Source organism: Luteimonas sp. A277 (genome assembly GCF_054052045.1).
The window spans coordinates 102,811-120,064 of sequence record NZ_JBSVRG010000002.1 but is presented as its reverse complement, the minus strand read 5'-3'; the positions used below and the strand labels follow the sequence as shown (position 1 = coordinate 120,064).

The following is a 17,254-nucleotide window of genomic DNA, read 5'->3' as shown; positions in this document are numbered from 1 at the left end:
CGCCGCGGCTGCGACCGGGCCCGGAACTGCCACCATGCGTTTTGCGATAGGCGTTGAATACGACGGCAGTGAGTTCCATGGCTGGCAGCGACTGAGCCAGCCCGGCGAGCCCGGGCCTGCAACGATCCAGAGTGCGCTGGAGCAGGCATTGTCGCGGGTGGCGGACTCTCCGGTGGCCACCGTGTGTGCCGGACGCACAGACGCAGGCGTGCATGCCATCTGCCAGGTGGCCCATTTCGACAGCGATGTGCCGCGCCCGACGCGCGCCTGGGTGCTGGGCACAACCGGAAATCTTCCGCCCTCCGTTGCCGTGCGCTGGTGCGTGCCCGTGGCCGATGATTTCAGCGCCCGGTTCTCTGCCCGTGCGCGCCGCTACCGCTACCGCATCATCAACCGGCCGGTGCGTGCCGCGCTGCAGAGGCAGTACCTGGCTTGGGAGCGCAGGCCGCTGGATGCCGACGCCATGCACCGCGCTGCCCAGCTGCTGCTGGGCGAGCAGGATTTTTCCAGCTTCCGCACCGTGCATTGCCAGGCCGAACACGCCCGGCGCGAGCTGCAATCCATCAGCGTTCGGCGCAGTGGCGATGAGGTGCTGGTAGATGTGCAGGCCAATGCGTTCCTGCACCACATGGTCCGCAACATCGTCGGCTCGCTGCTGGAAGTGGGGGCGGGCGAGCGTGAGCAGGGCTGGATCGGCGAGGTGCTGGCCGCCCGCGACCGGACCGTGGCCGGTCCCACCGCCCGCGCGGCGGGCCTGACCTTTCTCGGCCCGCTGTACCCTGCGCAATGGAACCTTCCCGGAGAAGTAAGCCAGTGAAACGGACCCTGTTCCGTACCAGGATCAAGTTCTGCGGCATGACCCGGGCAGGCGATGTCCGCCTGGCGGGCGAGCTGGGGGTGGATGCCGTCGGTTTCGTTTTCGCCCAGGGCAGCTCGCGCAGGCTGGAGCCGGAGGAAGCGCGTGCCCTTCGCGTCGCGCTGGCCCCGATGGTCAGCGCAGTGGCGGTGTTCCGCGACAACAGCCAGCGCGAGGTGCGCGAGGCGGTGCGCCAGGTGCGGCCCACTCTGCTGCAGTTCCACGGCGACGAGGAGGAAAGCTTCTGCCGCAGCTTCGGCGTACCCTATATCAAGGCCGTGGCGATGGCCGATGGTGCCGGCCGCGTGGATATGGACCAGCTGCGGTTGCGATGGCCTTCGGGCGTGGGCTTCCTGTTCGATGCCCACGGTGGAGACGTCGAGCCGGGCAGCGGCCGCGGCTTTGACTGGTCGCGGTTGCCGACGGGAAGCGAAATTCCGTTCCTGCTGGCCGGCGGGCTGGACCCTGACAATATTTATGAGGCTGCGTTGGCGACCCTGCCCTGGGGAGTGGACGTGGCCAGTGGAATTGAAAGCGCGCCGGGCATCAAGGACGGCGAACTGATGCGACGGTTCGTTGAACAGGTACGCCGCGCAGACTGCCAGGAGATCGGCGACGAGCCGCGGAACGGGAATGACTGAAACAATCGATTACCGGGCATGGCCCGATGCAAACGGCCGCTTCGGCCGTTTTGGTGGCCGCTTCGTGGCCGAGACCCTGATCGGCCCGCTGGAAGAATTGGCCGCGGCCTATGACGCCGCCCGCGTGGATCCGGAGTTCATCGAGGCATTCGAGCAGGACCTGAAGCACTACGTGGGCCGTGAAAGCCCCATCTATCACGCCCGCCAGCTGAGTGAAGAGACGGGCGGCGCGCGCATCCTGCTCAAGCGCGAAGACCTGAACCATACCGGCGCGCACAAGATCAACAACACCATCGGCCAGGCGCTGCTGGCGACCCGCATGGGCAAGCGCCGGATCATCGCCGAGACCGGTGCCGGACAGCACGGCGTGGCCACAGCCACGGTGGCCGCGCGGCTCGGGCTGCAGTGCGTGGTCTACATGGGCGCTACCGACATCGAGCGGCAGAAGATCAACGTCTACCGGATGAAGCTGCTGGGCGCCGAGGTGGTGCCGGTGACGTCCGGCTCGGCCACCCTGAAGGACGCGCTCAACGAAGCCATGCGCGACTGGGTGACCAACGTGGTCGATACCTTCTACATCATCGGCACCGTGGCCGGGCCTGATCCGTATCCGCGCATGGTGCGCGATTTCAACGCCGTTGTCGGGCGCGAGGCCCGTGCCCAGGTGCTGGAGCAGTATGGCCGCCTGCCGGATGTGATTACCGCTTGCGTGGGCGGTGGCAGTAATGCGATCGGAATTTTTCACGCGTTCCTCAATGACCGCGATGTGCGCATCGTCGGTGCCGAAGCGGCGGGCGAGGGCATTTCCACGGGCCGCCACGCGGCGTCACTGTCCGCAGGCCGGCCGGGCGTGCTGCATGGCAACCGCACCTACCTGCTGTGCGATGACGATGGCCAGATCAGCCACACCCATTCGATATCGGCGGGCCTGGACTATCCGGGCGTGGGCCCGGAGCACGCGTTCCTCAAGGACACCGGGCGCGCCGAATACGTGGGCGTGACCGATGACGAGGCGTTGGCCGCCTTCCACACGCTGGCCCGCACCGAGGGCATCCTGCCCGCACTGGAATCCAGCCATGCGGTGGCGCAGGCAATCAAGCTGGCGCGGGAGCTGCCGCGCGACGGGATCGTGCTGTGCAACCTGTCCGGTCGCGGCGACAAGGACGTGCATACCATCGCCGCACGCGAAGGGGTGGAGGTATGAGCCGCCTGGACCGCCGCTTTGCGCAACTGGCAGGAACTGGCCGCAAGGCATTGATTCCCTTCATCACTGCTGGCGATCCCTCGCTTGAGGCGCTGGTGCCGGTGATGCACGCCTCGGTTGCCGCCGGCGCGAACGTGATCGAACTCGGCATGCCATTTTCAGACCCCATGGCGGACGGCCCGGTGATCCAGCGCGCCTCCGAGCGTGCATTGGCGCGGGGAGCGGGCCCGGACTACGTGTTCGACGCCGTGCGGACCTTCCGCGAGCGCGATCCGGACACCCCGGTGGTGCTGATGGGCTATCTGAATCCGGTGGAGATCCGCGGGCCGGAGCGCTATGCCCGCCAGGCCGCGGAGGCCGGCGTGGACGGCGTGCTGCTGGTGGACCTGCCGCCGGAAGAGGCAGATGAATACCGCGATGCGTTCGGACAGGCCGGCGTTGCGCTGATCCTGCTGCTCTCGCCGACCACGGGTCCGGAGCGGCTGGAGAAACTGTGCGCGCTGGCCAACGGCTATCTCTACTACGTCAGTTTCGCCGGGGTCACTGGGGACTCGGGCCGCCTGGACGCTGGCGCGGCAGGTGAACGCCTGCGTGTGATCCGCGAGCGGGCGGGCGTACCAGTGGTGGTGGGCTTTGGCATCCGCGATGCCGACAGCGCCCGGGCGATGGGAGCCGACGCCGATGGCGTGGTAGTCGGCAGCGCGCTGGTTTCGGCGATGGAAGAAGCTGATAGTCCTGATGCCGCAGCGGCAGCCGCAGGTGCCTTCCTGGCCCCGCTGCGGGCCGCGCTGGACGCCTGAATACTTATCTGATCAACAGCTTGCAGGCGGTTGTGCACACCGGGCCACAGGTGCTGGTCCGGCGGGCCGCCTGCTAGACTTGCGCATCCGCGCTGCCGGATGTTTCCGGCGCGCCGCCGTCGATCATCACAACGGACGAAAACGAATTGAGTTGGCTGAAAAAACTGATGCCCGGTGCCATCCGCACCGAAACCGGTGCTCCGCGCAAACGCAACGTGCCCGAGGGTCTGTGGGAAAAATGCGACCGCTGCGGCGCGATCCTGTATCGCCCGGAGCTGGAGCAGAACCTCGAGGTCTGCCCGAAGTGCAATGCCCACCGCGCCATCCGCGCGCGTGCACGGCTGCGCGGCTTCCTTGATCCGGGCGCCGGCACCGAGATCGGCGCCGAGCTTGGTCCAACCGATGTGCTCCGTTTCCGCGACCAGAAGCGCTACAGCGATCGCATCAAGGCCGCGCAGAAAGCCACGGGTGAGCGCGACGCGCTGGTGGTGCTGGAAGGCACGCTCAAGCAGCAGCCGATCGTGGCCGCCGCCTTCGACTTCGCCTTCATGGGCGGTTCGATGGGTTCGGTGGTCGGCGAGCGTTTCGCCCTCGGTGTCGAGCGCGCCCTGGAGCTGGGGTGCCCGTTCGTCTGTTTTGCCGCGAGCGGCGGAGCGCGCATGCAGGAGAGCCTGTTCTCGCTGATGCAGATGGCCAAGACGTCGGCCGCGCTTGGGCGCCTGCGTGCGGCCGGGCTGCCCTACATCTCGGTCATGACCCATCCGACCACCGGCGGCGTCTCCGCGTCGTTCGCCATGCTGGGTGACATCAACATGGCCGAACCGGAAGCGCTGATCGGCTTTGCCGGGCCGCGGGTGATCGAGCAGACCGTGCGCGAGACCCTGCCGGAAGGGTTCCAGCGCAGCGAGTTCCTGGTTGAGCACGGTGCGATCGACCAAATCTGCGACCGGCGCGAGCTTCGCGACCGCATCTCCCGCCTGCTGGCAATGATGATGAAGCAGCCGCAGCCCGCACCTGATCCCGAGGTGGCTGCGTGAGCCGGAAGTACTTCGGCACGGATGGCATCCGCGGCCGCGTCGGGCAGTCGCCGATTTCCGCGGACTTCGTGCTGCGCCTGGGCAACGCATATGGTCATGCGCTGGTGGAAAGCAGGGAAGGGAGCCGCAAGCCGCTGGTGGTGATCGGCAAGGACACCCGCATCTCCAACTACATGTTCGAGGCGGCGCTCGAGGCCGGCCTGGTCGCGGCCGGGGTGAACGTGCAGCTGATGGGGCCGATGCCGACGCCGGCTGTCGCGCACCTGACCCGTTCGCTGCGCGCCGATGGCGGGATCGTGATCTCGGCCTCGCACAACCCGCACCACGACAACGGCATCAAGTTTTTCTCCCACGAAGGCGAAAAGCTGGACGATGCCACCGAGCTGGCGATCGAGTCCGCGCTGGAGCAGCCGTTCCGCACCGTGGACTCGGACAGGATCGGCAAGACCGTACGTACCCGCGATGCGGTGGGCCGTTATCTGGAAGCCTGCAAGGCGTCGCTGCCCCGTGGCTTCGATCTCAATGGCATGCACGTGGCCATGGACTGCGCCAATGGCGCCACCTACAAGGTCGGCCCGCTGGTGCTGCGCGAGCTGGGTGCCCGTGTGAACGCCATCGGTGCGGACCCGAACGGGTTGAACATCAACGACGGCGTGGGTACTACCCATCCCGACGCGCTGGTGAAGCACGTTGAGGCAACGGGCGCGGACCTGGGCATCGCCTTCGACGGCGACGGCGACCGGGTCATGTTCGTCGCGCCGGACGGGCGCATCGTCGACGGTGACGACCTGCTCTACATTCTTGCCTGCGACTGGCAGGAGACCGGGCGCCTTACGGGGCCGGTAGTGGGCACCCTGATGACCAACTACGGCTTCGAACGGGCCGTGGGTGAACGTGGCATCGGCTTCATCCGCGCGAAGGTGGGCGACCGCCACGTGCACCAGGCGCTGCTCGAGCACGATGGCGTGCTGGGTGGCGAAGCATCCGGGCACCTGCTGTGCCTGGATCGCGCCAGCACGGGTGACGGGATCGTTGCCGCGCTGCAGGTGCTGGAGGTGCTCAAGCGGCGTGGAATCAGCCTGCAGCAGGCACTGCAGGGCCTGGAAAAGGTCCCGCAGAAGACCGTGAACGTGCGCTATGAAAACGGCAAACTGCCGGTGGACGCGCCTGAAGTACACCAGGCCCTGGCCAGCGCCCAGTCCGCGGTGGAGGGCAGGGGCCGCGCCTTCCTGCGGCCGTCCGGCACCGAGCCAGTGGTGCGGGTGACGGTGGAAGCCGACGACGATGCGCTGATGCAGCAGACCCTTGATTCCCTGGCCGCGGTGGTGCGCGCGGCCGCGGCCTGAACAATTGACGGAGATCGAAATGTCTTCACGCATTCCCACGCTGGATATCCGGCGTTTCGACAGCGACCGTGACGCCTTCGTGGCCGAACTGGGCGCCGCCTACCGCGAGTGGGGCTTCGCCGGCATCAACGGCCACGGCATTCCACAGGCCGACATCGACGCCGCCTACGGGGCCTTCAAGACGTTCTTCGCGCTGCCCGAAGAAGCCAAGATGAAATACCACGTGCCCGGCGGTGGCGGCGCGCGCGGCTACACCCCGTTCGGCGTGGAGACCGCAAAGGGCTCCAAGCACTTCGACCTCAAGGAGTTCTGGCACATCGGCCGCGAGATTCCCGACGATTCGAAGTACCGCGATGTGATGCCGCCGAACCAGTGGCCGGAGGAAGTGCCCGGGTTCCGCGAGCACGGATACGGCCTGTACCAGGCGCTTGATGCGCTGGGTTCGCGGGTGCTGGGCGCCCTGGCGCTGCACATTGGCCTGGCGGAGGAGTTCTTCGCCGACAAGACCAACTTCGGCAACTCGATCCTGCGGCCGATCCACTATCCGCCGATTACCGCCGACGACATCCCCAACGTGCGCGCAGGCGCGCATGGCGACATCAACTTCATCACCTTGCTGGTCGGTGCCAGCGCGGCCGGGCTGGAGGTGTTGTCGAAGCAGGGTGAATGGGTGCCGTTCACTTCCGAGGCCGACACGATCGTGGTCAATATCGGCGACATGCTTGAGCGCCTGACCAACCACACGTACCCGTCGACGATCCACCGTGTGGTGAACCCGCCGGGGGAGCAGGCGCGCAATCCGCGCTATTCGGTGCCGTTCTTCCTGCATCCGAACCCGGACTTCCTGATCGACGTGCTGCCCTCGTGCATCAGCGCCGACAACCCGAGCCGCTACCCCGAGCCGATCACCGCCCAGGGCTTCCTGGACGAGCGGCTGAAGGAAATCAAGCTCAAATAAGCACCGCCACCGGCGCCGGATCGCGTCCGGCGCCGGCGGATAGAATTGATACCCCTCATGACTTCATCTGGAGACGATATGCGCCCACGGATCGTGGCAGGAAACTGGAAGCTCAACGGTGATCGCGCGTTTGCCAACGCGCTGTTGCAGGGCATGACTGCCGTGGGCGTGGCTGAAGGCGTGCAGGCCATCGTGCTGCCGCCGTATCCCTACCTGCCGGAGCTGGTTGGCAACTGGAAGGGGCGCGGTTTCTCCTTCGGTGCCCAGGATGTGAGCGAACACCCCAACGGTGCCTACACCGGTGAAACCTCCGCGGCCATGCTGGCCGACGTAGGGGCCACGCATACTCTGGTGGGTCATTCGGAACGCCGTCAGTACCACGGTGAGGACAGCGCCGTGGTGGCGCGCAAGTTCATGGCGGCCAAGTCGGCCGGCCTGGTGCCGATCCTGTGCGTTGGCGAGACCCTTGAGGACCGCGAGGCGGGCAATACCCAGGCCGTGATCGGCAGCCAGCTGGCTCCCGTGTTCGAAATTGGCGGCGCGCAGGCGCTGGACGGGGCCATCGTTGCCTACGAGCCGGTCTGGGCCATCGGTACCGGGCGTACCGCAACCACGGAACAGGCGCAGGAAGTCCACGCGTTCATCCGTAGCGAGGCGGGCAGGCACGATGCTACAATCGCCGGCTCGCTGCCGATCCTCTATGGCGGCAGTTGCAAACCCGACAACGCCCCCGCGCTGTTTTCGCAGCCGGACGTAGACGGTGGGTTGATTGGCGGCGCCTCCCTGGCGGCCGCGGATTTCCTCGCCATCATCGCCGCTGCGGCGCGCTGACCAACGGACCCGATCCGATGCTGCTGTACGTACTCAACATCCTGTTCGTGCTCATCGCCATTTCCATGGTGGTGCTGATCCTCATGCAGCGCGGCTCCGGCGCCGCGGCCGGCTCCGGTTTCGGCGGTGGCGCTTCGGCGACCGTCTTCGGCGCACGTGGCTCGGCCAGTTTCCTGACCAAGGCGACCAAATGGCTGGCGATTGCGTTTTTCGCCGTCACCCTGGCCATGGCCTGGTTCGCCACCCGCAGCGCCAACCAGGGCCAGCTGCAGCAGGACATGGGCATCATGGGTTCGATCCCGACGGTGCCGCAGGCGCCCGTGGCTGATCCCGCCGTGCCCCAGGCGCCCGCGGTCACGCCGCCGGCCGGAGAGGCCTCCGTGCCCACCGTCCCCCAGGCACCGGCGGAAGTCCCCGAGCAGGAGACGGGAGACAACTGACAGGGGGTACAATCCCCGGGTTGCGCAGGGTTTCAAAGCGGTTTCAATGCCCAGGTGGCGGAATTGGTAGACGCACTACCTTGAGGTGGTAGCGACGAGAGTCGTAGGGGTTCGAGTCCCCTCTTGGGCACCAACAACCACGCCGGCGCGATTAATCGCGCCAATATCGCGGCCCCGCCCAGCGCGGGGTATTTTGTCCGTGCGTAGACATTTACAATCCTTTACTCACCGGTACAGGATTGGTTACAATTGAACAGGTGGATCCGGTTGTTTCGGGTCCCGTTTTTTTTGACCTTCCATCATTGCGAAGGATGGTCTCCCGGCGCGAAAGCGCCCAGCGACGGCCGCGATGCGGCCGCTAGCCGAGAGAACAACGCGTGCTGGCCGAATACCTGCCCACTTTGCTGTTCCTGATCGTCGCCACAGGCATTGGCGTCGCCCTGCTGATCATCGGTCGGCTGCTCGGGCCAAGAAGCCCGAACGCAGAGAAGCTGTCGCCGTACGAATCGGGTTTCGAAGCTTTCGAAGATGCGCGCATGCAGTTCGATGTGCGTTATTACCTGATCGCGATCCAGTTCATCGTCTTCGACCTTGAAATCATCTTCATCCTCCCCTGGGCCACGGTCTTCCGCGACCTCGGCATGGTGGGACTGGTGGAGATGGGCATCTTCGTGGGCCTGCTGCTGCTGGGCTTCATTTATGTTTGGAAGAAGGGAGCCCTGGAATGGGAGTGACGCAGACAATCCGCAAGATTGCTGACATGGCCAGCAATCCGGAACCGGAGGCGCGGCTGGATGACATCCTGCGCCCTGGGGATGACAACCCGCTGCTGGAGCGCGGATTCGTCACCACCAACGCGGACACCCTGTTGAACTGGGCGCGTACCGGCTCGATGTGGCCGGTCACGTTCGGCCTGGCCTGCTGCGCTGTGGAAATGATGCACGCCGGCGCCGCGCGCATGGACATGGACCGCTACGGCGTGATCTTCCGCCCGTCGCCGCGACAGGCCGACGTGATGATCGTGGCGGGAACGCTGGTCAACAAGATGGCCCCCGCGCTGCGCAAGGTCTACGACCAGATGCCCGACCCCAAGTGGGTGATTTCCATGGGCAGCTGCGCCAATGGCGGCGGTTACTACCACTATTCCTATTCGGTGGTGCGCGGCTGTGACCGGGTGATCCCGGTTGACGTGTACGTGCCTGGCTGCCCGCCGACCGCCGAGGCGCTGGTCTACGGCATCCTGCAGCTGCAGCGCAAGATCCGCCGCGCCAGCAACTTTGGTGATGAGCCGACGGGGCAGCGCAATGGCTGATCGGCATATGGCGCTGGCGGATCGCCTGCGTGAACGCTTCGCCGGAGCCGAGGTCAGCGTGACCGGCTCGCGCGCGGAAGCTGGAATCATGTTGCAGGCCGACCAGTGGCTGGCCGCTTGCCAGGCGCTGCGCGACGAGTTCGGCTTCGAGCAGCTGATCGACCTGTGCGGCGTGGACACCCTGGGGTACGGCACCGACGAGTGGGACACCGGCGTGTCCTCGCATGGGTACAGCCGCGGCGTTGTCGGTCGCGGCCCCGGGCGTTTCGCTTTCGGCCAGACCCATACCCAGCAGCTGGCGCAGCCGGCGGGCGAGGGCGCCGTGCCGGTGCCCGAGCGGCGCTTTGCCGCGGTGGTGCAGCTGCTGTCCGTACAGCACAACCTGCGCCTGCGGGTGACGGCGTTCGCCCCGGATGAAGAAGTGCCGATGCTGGAGTCGCTGACCGGTATCTGGCCGGTGGCCAACTGGTTCGAGCGCGAGGCGTTCGACCTGTTCGGCATCGTGTTCCAGGGCCACCCGGACCTGCGCCGGATCCTGACCGACTACGGTTTCGTCGGCCATCCGTTCCGCAAGGACTTCCCGCTGATCGGCAACGTCGAGGTCCGCTACGACCCGGAGCGCAAGCGCGTGGTGTACGAGCCGGTGACCTCGGTGGAGCCGCGTGTGACCGTGCCCAAGGTGATCCGCGACGACGCCCGCTACGCCACTTCGGCCGGTGAGCAGGTTGATTACAGCCCGACCACCGGTATCGGCCCGGCCGATGCAGGAGCAGTGAAATGAGTGCGGTTCCCAACCCTGGAACTGGAGCTGCTGACGTGAACATCGACTCCCCCGACCGGGAGATCCGCAGCTACACGATGAACTTTGGTCCCCAGCATCCGTCCGCGCACGGCGTGCTGCGCCTGATCCTGGAAATGGAAGGCGAGACGGTGCTGCGCGCCGATCCGCACGTGGGCCTGTTGCACCGCGCCACCGAGAAGCTGGCCGAGTCCAAGCCGTTCAACCATTCGATCGGCTACATGGACCGCCTCGACTACGTGTCGATGATGTGTAACGAGCACGCATACGTTCGCTCCATCGAGACCCTGATGGGGATCGAGGCGCCCGAGCGCGCGCAGTGGATCCGGACGCTGTTCGACGAAATCACCCGCATCCTCAACCACCTCATGTGGCTGGGCGGCAACGCGCTGGATCTGGGTGCGATGGCGGTCATGCTCTACGCGTTCCGCGAACGCGAGGAGCTGATGGACGTGTATGAGGCGGTCAGCGGCGCGCGCATGCACGCGTCCTACTACCGTCCCGGCGGCGTGTACCGCGACCTGCCGGATGCGATGCCGAAGTACCGCGAGTCGCCGTGGCGCAAGGGTGCCAAGCTCAAGCGTTTCAACGAGTGGCGCGAGGGCTCGATGCTGGACTTCCTGGAAGCCTTTGCGAAGGACTTCCCGGGCCGCGTTGACGAATACGAGACCCTGCTCACCGACAACCGCATCTGGAAGCAGCGCACCGTCGGCATTGGCGTGATTCCGCCGGAACAGGCGCTGGCCTGGGGCATGACCGGCCCGATGCTGCGCGGCTCCGGTGTGGAATGGGATCTACGCAAGACCCAGCCCTATGCCAAGTACGCGGAAGTCGACTTCGACATTGCAGTGGGCACCGAGGGCGACTGCTACGACCGTTACCTGGTGCGCATGGCCGAGATGCGCCAGTCGATCCGGATCGTCGAGCAGTGCGTGGCCTGGCTGAAGGCCAACCCCGGCCCGGTGATGGTCGACAACTACAAGGTTGCGCCTCCCTCCCGCGAGGAGATGAAGGACGACATGGAAGCGCTGATCCACCACTTCAAGCTGTTCAGCGAAGGCTACAGCGTGCCGGCGGGCGAGACTTACCAGGCAGTGGAGGCGCCCAAGGGCGAGTTCGGTTGCTATCTGGTTTCCGACGGCGCCAACAAGCCATTCCGCGTGCACCTGCGCGCGCCGGGCTTCGCCCACCTGTCGTCCATGGACACGGTGGTCAGGGGACACATGCTGTCCGACGTGGTGGCCATGATCGGCACCTATGACGTCGTGTTCGGCGAGATCGACAGGTAAGGACGATGAAAGCGACAGGCAATTTCGAGAAGGCGCGCAACGTCGACCCGATGGTGGCGCTCAGTGACGACACCCGCGCGACGATTGACCATTGGGTGGGCCGTTTTCCCGCGGACCGCAAGCGCTCGGCGGTGATCCAGGCGCTGTTCGCTGCCCAGGAGCAGAACGGGGGCTGGCTGAGCGACGAGATCATCGCCGCGGTGGCCCGGTACCTTGATCTGCCTCCGGTATGGGCTTACGAGGTGGCCAGCTTCTACTCGATGTTCATCATCGGCGAAGTCGGCCGCAACAACGTGGCCTTCTGCACCAACATCAGCTGCTGGCTCAACGGCGCCGATGCGCTGGTTGCCCACGCCGAAAAGAAGCTGGGCTGCAAGCTGGGCGAGAGCACGGCCGATGGTCGCGTGTTCCTCAAGCGTGAGGAGGAGTGCGTGGCCGCTTGCTGCGGCGCGCCGGTACTCCTCATCAACGGCCATTACCACGAGAAGCTCACCACCGCGAAGGTGGACGAGCTGCTCGACGGACTGAAGTGAGTCGAAGCACGATGGCGCATTACTTCAACAAGGTTTCCGAGGGTCGCGGACCGGTTGGTCCGGCTCCCACGGAGCATCAGGCTGTCTACACGACGCTGCACTTCGACAAGCCCTGGTCCTATGAGAACTATCTCAAGACCGGCGGATACAGCGCGCTGCGCAAGGTGCTGGAAGAGAAAATCCCGCCGGCCGACGTGATCGAGATGGTCAAGCAGTCGGGCCTGCGTGGTCGTGGCGGCGCAGGCTTCCCGACCGGGCTGAAGTGGAGCTTCATGCCCAAGGATTCGGGCATGCAGAAGTACATCCTGTGCAATTCGGACGAGTCCGAGCCGGGCACCTGCAAGGACCGCGACATCCTGCGCTACAACCCGCATTCGGTGATCGAGGGCATGGCGATCGCCTGCTATGCCACCGGTTCCACCGTGGGCTACAACTACATGCGCGGCGAGTTCCACCACGAGCCTTTCGACCACGTCGAAGAGGCACTGGCCGAGGCCTACGCCAACGGCTGGCTGGGCAAGGACATCCTTGGCTCGGGCGTGGACATCGACATCATCAACGCGCTGGGCGCGGGCGCCTACATCTGCGGTGAGGAAACCGCGCTGATGGAGTCGCTGGAAGGCAAGATGGGCCTGCCGCGGTTCAAGCCGCCGTTCCCGGCCAACTTCGGCCTGTACGGCAAGCCGACCACGATCAACAACACCGAGACCTTTGCTTCGGTACCGGCGATCCTGCGCAACGGGCCGGAATGGTTCCTCAACCTGGGCAAGCCGAACAACGGCGGCTCAAAGATCTTCTCGGTGTCCGGGCACGTGCAAAAGCCGGGCAACTACGAAATCCGCATGGGTACCCCGTTCAGCGAACTTCTGGAGATCGCGGGAGGAGTGCCGCCGGGGCGCAAGCTCAAGGGCGTGATCCCGGGTGGCTCCTCGATGCCGGTACTGCCGGGCGAGACCATGATGGACCTGACCATGGATTACGACAGCATCCAGAAGGCCGGCTCCGGCCTCGGCTCGGGCGCCGTGATCGTGATGGACGACACCACCTGCATGGTGCGTGCCTGCCAGCGCATCGCCCGCTTCTACATGATGGAAAGCTGTGGCCAGTGCACCCCGTGCCGCGAAGGCACCGGCTGGATGCACCGCATGATCACCCGCGTGGTGGACGGTCTGGCAACGGTCGACGACCTGCATGTCCTGCGTGCAGCGGCCGGGCAGATCGAAGGTCACACCATCTGTGCCTTCGGTGAAGCCGCGGCCTGGCCGGTGCAGGGTTTCCTGCGCCACTACTGGGACGAATTCGAATACAGGATCGTCAACGGCCGCTTCCTGGTCGATGACGAACGCAACGGCACCGTGGTGCCCAAGGCGGTAGTGGCATGAGCGCCCAGCCAGTCAATCCGAACCTTCCCCCGGACCACGTCACCGTCTTCATCGACGGCGTGGAAATGGCGGCGCCGAAGGGTTCGATGATCATCCAGGCCGCCGACAAGGCCGGGATCCAGATCCCCCGTTTCTGCTATCACGACAAGCTGGCGATCGCGGCCAACTGCCGCATGTGCCTGGTTGAAGTGGAAAAGATGCCCAAGCCGGCGCCAGCGTGTGCCACGCCTGTCATGGATGGCATGAAGATCTCCACGCGCAGCGAAAAGGCGCTCAAGTCACAGCGCAACGTGATGGAATTCCTGCTGATCAACCATCCGCTGGATTGCCCGGTCTGTGACCAGGGCGGCGAGTGCGAGCTGCAGGATCTGTCGATGGGCTACGGCCGCTCGGTGAGCCGCTTCGTCGAGCGCAAGCGCACCGTGGCCGACGAGAACCTCGGGCCGCTGGTTGCCAGCGAGATGACCCGCTGCATCCACTGCACCCGCTGCGTGCGGGTGACCGAGGAAATCGCTGGCACGCATGAGCTGGGCACGATGTACCGAGGTGAGAACCGCCAGATCGGCACCTATGACGGCAAGCCGCTGACCACCGAACTGTCCGGCAACGTGATCGACGTCTGCCCGGTGGGCGCGCTGACCAACAAGGTGTTCCAGTTCCGCGCACGCCCGTGGGAAATGATTGCCAAGGAGTCGCTGGGCTATCACGACCCGCTGGGCAGCAACCTGTTCGTGCACCTGCGCCGTGGCGAAGCCATGCGCGTGGTTCCGCGCGACAACGAAGAAGTCAACGAATGCTGGCTGTCCGACCGCGACCGCTACTCGCACCAGGGCCTGTACGCCGCAGATCGCGCCACCGTGCCGATGCTGCGCGACGGCGATACCTGGCGCGAAGCGTCCTGGGACGAGGCACTGGCCCGCGCCGCACAGATCCTGCGCGACAACGCCGCTGATGACCTGGGCATCCTGGTGCATCCGGCGACCTCGAACGAAGAGGGCGCGCTGTTGGCGCGGCTCGCACAGGGCCTGGGAACCGCCAACATCGATCACCGGATCGGGCAGGTGGATGCTGCAGGTGCCGGGGCGGCCGAACCGTTCGCCATGCCGGTAGCCGATGTTTCCACCGCCGACGTGGTGGTGATCGTGGGCAGCAACCTGCGGCACGAAGTGCCATTGCTGCACCAGCGCGTGCGCCAGGCGTGGCGCAAGGGCGCCCAGGTACATGTGATCAACCCGGTCGATTTCGAATTCACCTTCGATATCGCCAGCAAGCGGATCGTCGCTCCGTCGCGCATTGCCGACGCGCTCGAATCCGGCGAACTCGCCGGGATCCTGCGCAATGCCGACCGCGCCGCGGTGATTGTTGGCGCACTGGCCGAGTCCGGCCCGCACGCAGCCGCCATCCGTTCTGCGGTTGCCGCGCTGACCGGTGCCACCGGCGCCGCGCTGTGCCGGATCCCGCAGGGCGCGAACGCGCTTGGCCTGGCCAATGCGGGCGTGCTGCCGGCTTCTCGCGATGCCTGCACCATGCTGGTGGAGCCGCGCTCTGCCTACGTGCTGTACGGGATCGAGCCCGGGCTGGATTTCGCCGACCAGGCGCCTGCGCTGCAGGCACTGAAGGCTGGCCAGGTGGTTGCGTTCAGCCATTTCGCCTGCGAATCCACCCGCGCTGTGGCCGACGTGATCCTGCCGGTGGGCGCACTGCCCGAGATCGACGCGACCCTGACCAATCTCGACGGCCGCGAACAGCAGGCCGTCGCCGGAGCCAAGCTGCCGGGCGATGCCCGTCCCGGCTGGCGCGTGCTGCGCGCCTTGGGTGGAAGCCTGGAGCTTCCGGGCTTCGAGTTCACCGATCTTGCCGGCCTTCGCGCCGGGATCAAGGCCGCTGGGGCCCCGCAGCACGACAGGTCGAAGGCCGTCGGTGCCAGCGTGGACGCTGGCAACAACGGCTTCGAGCTGGCTATTTCCCCGGCCATCTACCGCAGCGATGCGGTGGTCCGCAGGGCGGCGGCGCTGCAGGCGCACCCACTCACCCTTGGTCCTCAAATCAGCATCAATCCTGATGATGCCCAACGCATTGGAGTGTCCAACGACGCCATGGTGAAGGTTTCCAACCATGCCGGCACCGCGACCCTGAAGGCATCGGTCAGCGAGCGCGTTGCTGCCGGTTCTGTCTGGGCTGAAAGCGGCTACGGTGCAACCGCTGCCCTGGCGGCCGGTCGCGTGGAGGTGCTGCCGGCATGAACACCGCGCAAGTTCTGACCCAGTGGCTGGCACCGCTGCACGAATTCCTGCTCGGGCTTGGGGCCATCGGCGTGGTCATCTGGATCGTGCTCAAGATCCTGGCCATCGCCGTGCCGGTGATCCTTGCTGTGGCGTTCTACGTCTGGTGGGAGCGCAAGCTCATGGGCTGGATGCACATCCGTCATGGGCCCAAGTACGTTGGCTTCGGGATCCTGCAGACGTTCGCCGACGTCTTCAAGCTCCTGTTCAAGGAAGTGATCCGGCCCACGCGGGCCAACCCGGTGCTGTTCTTCCTGGCTCCGTTGATCACCTTGGTACCGGCCTTCGCGGCTTGGGCCGTGGTGCCGTTCGACGTGCAGCTGGTGCTGTCCAACGCCAACGCCGGACTGCTGTACCTGCTGGCGATGACCGCGCTGGGCGTCTACGGCGTGATCCTCGCGGGTTGGGCGTCGAACTCGAAGTACGCCTTCCTTGGCGGCATGCGTGCCGCCGCACAGATGGTCAGCTACGAGATCCCGATGGGCTTCTCGCTGGTGGGCGTGCTGATCGCCGCCGGCAGCCTGAACCTGAGCGACATCGTGATGGCGCAGCAGGGTGGGGCAGGCTTGTTCAGCTGGTTCTGGCTGCCGCTTGCACCGCTGTTCGTGATCTATTTCGTCTCCGGCCTGGCCGAGACCAACCGCCTGCCGTTCGACGTGGTCGAGGGCGAGTCGGAGATTGTGGCCGGGCACATGGTGGAGTACTCCGGGTCGGCGTTCGCGCTGTTCTTCCTGGCCGAGTACGCCAACATGCTGTTGATCAGCTTCCTGACCGCTACGTTCTTCCTCGGTGGCTGGCTGTCGCCGCTCCCCGCGTCGTGGATCCCCGAGGTGCCGGTGCTTTCGGTGCTGCTGGGAGACGGCTGGTGGTGGCTGTTTGCCAAGGCGTTCTTCTTTGCCAGCTGTTTCGTGTGGTTCCGGGCCTCGTTCCCACGTTATCGCTATGACCAGATCATGCGCCTTGGCTGGCGGGTGTTCATCCCGATCAGCATCGCCTGGATCGTGGTGACCGCGCTGATGGCCTACTTCGGCATCCTGGAAGGAGTGCAGCGATGAACCGTTTTGCTAGCTGGTTCCGGAGCCTGTTCCTGCTGGAAATGCTCCGCGGCCTGGCGTTGACGTTCAAGTACCTGTGGCGGCCGAAGTACACGCTGATGTACCCGATGGAGAAGGTGCCCCAGTCACCCCGTTTCCGCGGGCTGCACGCACTGCGCCGCTACCCCAACGGGGAAGAGCGCTGTATTGCCTGCAAGCTGTGCGAGGCGGTGTGCCCGGCGCTGGCGATCACCATCGATTCGGAAAAGCGCGATGACAACACGCGCCGGACCACGCGCTACGACATTGACCTGTTCAAGTGCATCTATTGCGGGTTCTGCGAGGAATCGTGCCCCGTCGATTCGATCGTGCTGACCCACGTGCACGAATACCACTTTGAAAACCGCGGTGAGAACGTGGTCCAGAAGCAACAGCTGCTGGCGATCGGCGATCGGCTCGAGGCCGAGATCGCAGAACGCCGCACCGCCGACTCCGCATACAGGTAAGACG

At 65.7% G+C, this 17,254-nt stretch carries 18 protein-coding genes and 1 tRNA gene; all 19 read left to right on the top strand.

Going from position 1 to position 17,254, the window contains the following annotated elements:
* The first annotated feature begins 34 nt into the window (after positions 1-34).
* The 19 genes from truA (at position 35) to nuoI (ending at position 17,250) form a co-directional block, all read left to right on the top strand.
* Positions 35-817 (top strand): tRNA pseudouridine(38-40) synthase TruA, encoded by a 783-nt coding sequence (gene truA, locus ACW7G2_RS02625; protein ID WP_456972431.1) that lies wholly within the window; start codon positions 35-37, stop codon positions 815-817.
* Positions 814-1,497 carry a phosphoribosylanthranilate isomerase gene (locus ACW7G2_RS02620; protein ID WP_456972429.1) on the top strand — a complete coding sequence of 228 codons (684 nt, stop codon included), beginning with the start codon at positions 814-816 and terminating at the stop codon, positions 1,495-1,497. Before truA ends, ACW7G2_RS02620 begins: the two co-directional genes overlap by 4 nt.
* Positions 1,490-2,701 (top strand): tryptophan synthase subunit beta, encoded by a 1,212-nt coding sequence (trpB, locus tag ACW7G2_RS02615; RefSeq protein WP_456972427.1) that lies wholly within the window; start codon positions 1,490-1,492, stop codon positions 2,699-2,701. Before ACW7G2_RS02620 ends, trpB begins: the two co-directional genes overlap by 8 nt.
* Entirely contained in the window at positions 2,698-3,501 is an 804-nt protein-coding gene (gene trpA, locus ACW7G2_RS02610) for a tryptophan synthase subunit alpha (RefSeq protein WP_456972425.1), read from the top strand. Before trpB ends, trpA begins: the two co-directional genes overlap by 4 nt.
* A gap of 146 nt (positions 3,502-3,647) precedes the next feature.
* Entirely contained in the window at positions 3,648-4,538 is an 891-nt protein-coding gene (gene accD / locus ACW7G2_RS02605) for an acetyl-CoA carboxylase, carboxyltransferase subunit beta (RefSeq protein WP_456972423.1), read from the top strand.
* A complete protein-coding gene (gene glmM / locus ACW7G2_RS02600) occupies positions 4,535-5,884 on the top strand; it encodes a phosphoglucosamine mutase (protein WP_456972421.1) in 1,350 nt (449 codons plus the stop codon). The genes accD and glmM overlap by 4 nt, the downstream gene beginning before the upstream one ends.
* Before the next feature lie 19 nt (positions 5,885-5,903).
* Complete coding sequence (locus ACW7G2_RS02595) at positions 5,904-6,842, top strand: isopenicillin N synthase family dioxygenase (protein WP_456972419.1); 939 nt, start codon at positions 5,904-5,906, stop codon at positions 6,840-6,842.
* 78 nt (positions 6,843-6,920) lie between these two features.
* Positions 6,921-7,673, top strand: a complete 753-nt coding sequence (tpiA, locus tag ACW7G2_RS02590) for a triose-phosphate isomerase (protein WP_456972831.1) — start codon at positions 6,921-6,923, stop codon at positions 7,671-7,673.
* Between the two features lie 17 nt (positions 7,674-7,690).
* Positions 7,691-8,113, top strand: a complete 423-nt coding sequence (gene secG, locus ACW7G2_RS02585; RefSeq protein WP_456972417.1) for a preprotein translocase subunit SecG — start codon at positions 7,691-7,693, stop codon at positions 8,111-8,113.
* Between the two features lie 48 nt (positions 8,114-8,161).
* Positions 8,162-8,246: transfer RNA gene (locus ACW7G2_RS02580), tRNA-Leu, on the top strand.
* A 244-nt stretch (positions 8,247-8,490) separates the two neighbouring features.
* A complete protein-coding gene (locus ACW7G2_RS02575; RefSeq protein ID WP_456972415.1) occupies positions 8,491-8,847 on the top strand; it encodes an NADH-quinone oxidoreductase subunit A in 357 nt (118 codons plus the stop codon).
* Complete coding sequence (locus tag ACW7G2_RS02570) at positions 8,838-9,425, top strand: NuoB/complex I 20 kDa subunit family protein (RefSeq protein ID WP_456972412.1); 588 nt, start codon at positions 8,838-8,840, stop codon at positions 9,423-9,425. The genes ACW7G2_RS02575 and ACW7G2_RS02570 overlap by 10 nt, the downstream gene beginning before the upstream one ends.
* The gene (locus ACW7G2_RS02565; RefSeq protein ID WP_456972410.1) at positions 9,418-10,206 is read left to right on the top strand and encodes an NADH-quinone oxidoreductase subunit C; all 789 of its coding nucleotides are present in this window, start codon (positions 9,418-9,420) and stop codon (positions 10,204-10,206) included. The genes ACW7G2_RS02570 and ACW7G2_RS02565 overlap by 8 nt, the downstream gene beginning before the upstream one ends.
* Before the next feature lie 77 nt (positions 10,207-10,283).
* Entirely contained in the window at positions 10,284-11,513 is a 1,230-nt protein-coding gene (locus tag ACW7G2_RS02560; protein ID WP_456972828.1) for an NADH-quinone oxidoreductase subunit D, read from the top strand.
* A 5-nt stretch (positions 11,514-11,518) separates the two neighbouring features.
* Positions 11,519-12,046 (top strand): NADH-quinone oxidoreductase subunit NuoE, encoded by a 528-nt coding sequence (nuoE, locus tag ACW7G2_RS02555; protein WP_456972408.1) that lies wholly within the window; start codon positions 11,519-11,521, stop codon positions 12,044-12,046.
* An 11-nt stretch (positions 12,047-12,057) separates the two neighbouring features.
* Positions 12,058-13,428: an NADH-quinone oxidoreductase subunit NuoF gene (gene nuoF / locus ACW7G2_RS02550; protein WP_456972826.1), complete on the top strand. Its 1,371-nt coding sequence runs from the start codon at positions 12,058-12,060 to the stop codon at positions 13,426-13,428.
* Positions 13,425-15,671: an NADH-quinone oxidoreductase subunit NuoG gene (nuoG, locus tag ACW7G2_RS02545; protein WP_456972406.1), complete on the top strand. Its 2,247-nt coding sequence runs from the start codon at positions 13,425-13,427 to the stop codon at positions 15,669-15,671. The genes nuoF and nuoG overlap by 4 nt, the downstream gene beginning before the upstream one ends.
* Positions 15,668-16,765: an NADH-quinone oxidoreductase subunit NuoH gene (gene nuoH / locus ACW7G2_RS02540; RefSeq protein ID WP_456972404.1), complete on the top strand. Its 1,098-nt coding sequence runs from the start codon at positions 15,668-15,670 to the stop codon at positions 16,763-16,765. The genes nuoG and nuoH overlap by 4 nt, the downstream gene beginning before the upstream one ends.
* Positions 16,762-17,250, top strand: coding sequence for an NADH-quinone oxidoreductase subunit NuoI (gene nuoI, locus ACW7G2_RS02535; protein ID WP_456972402.1), 489 nt, complete (start codon positions 16,762-16,764; stop codon positions 17,248-17,250). Before nuoH ends, nuoI begins: the two co-directional genes overlap by 4 nt.
* Positions 17,251-17,254: the final 4 nt, after the last annotated feature.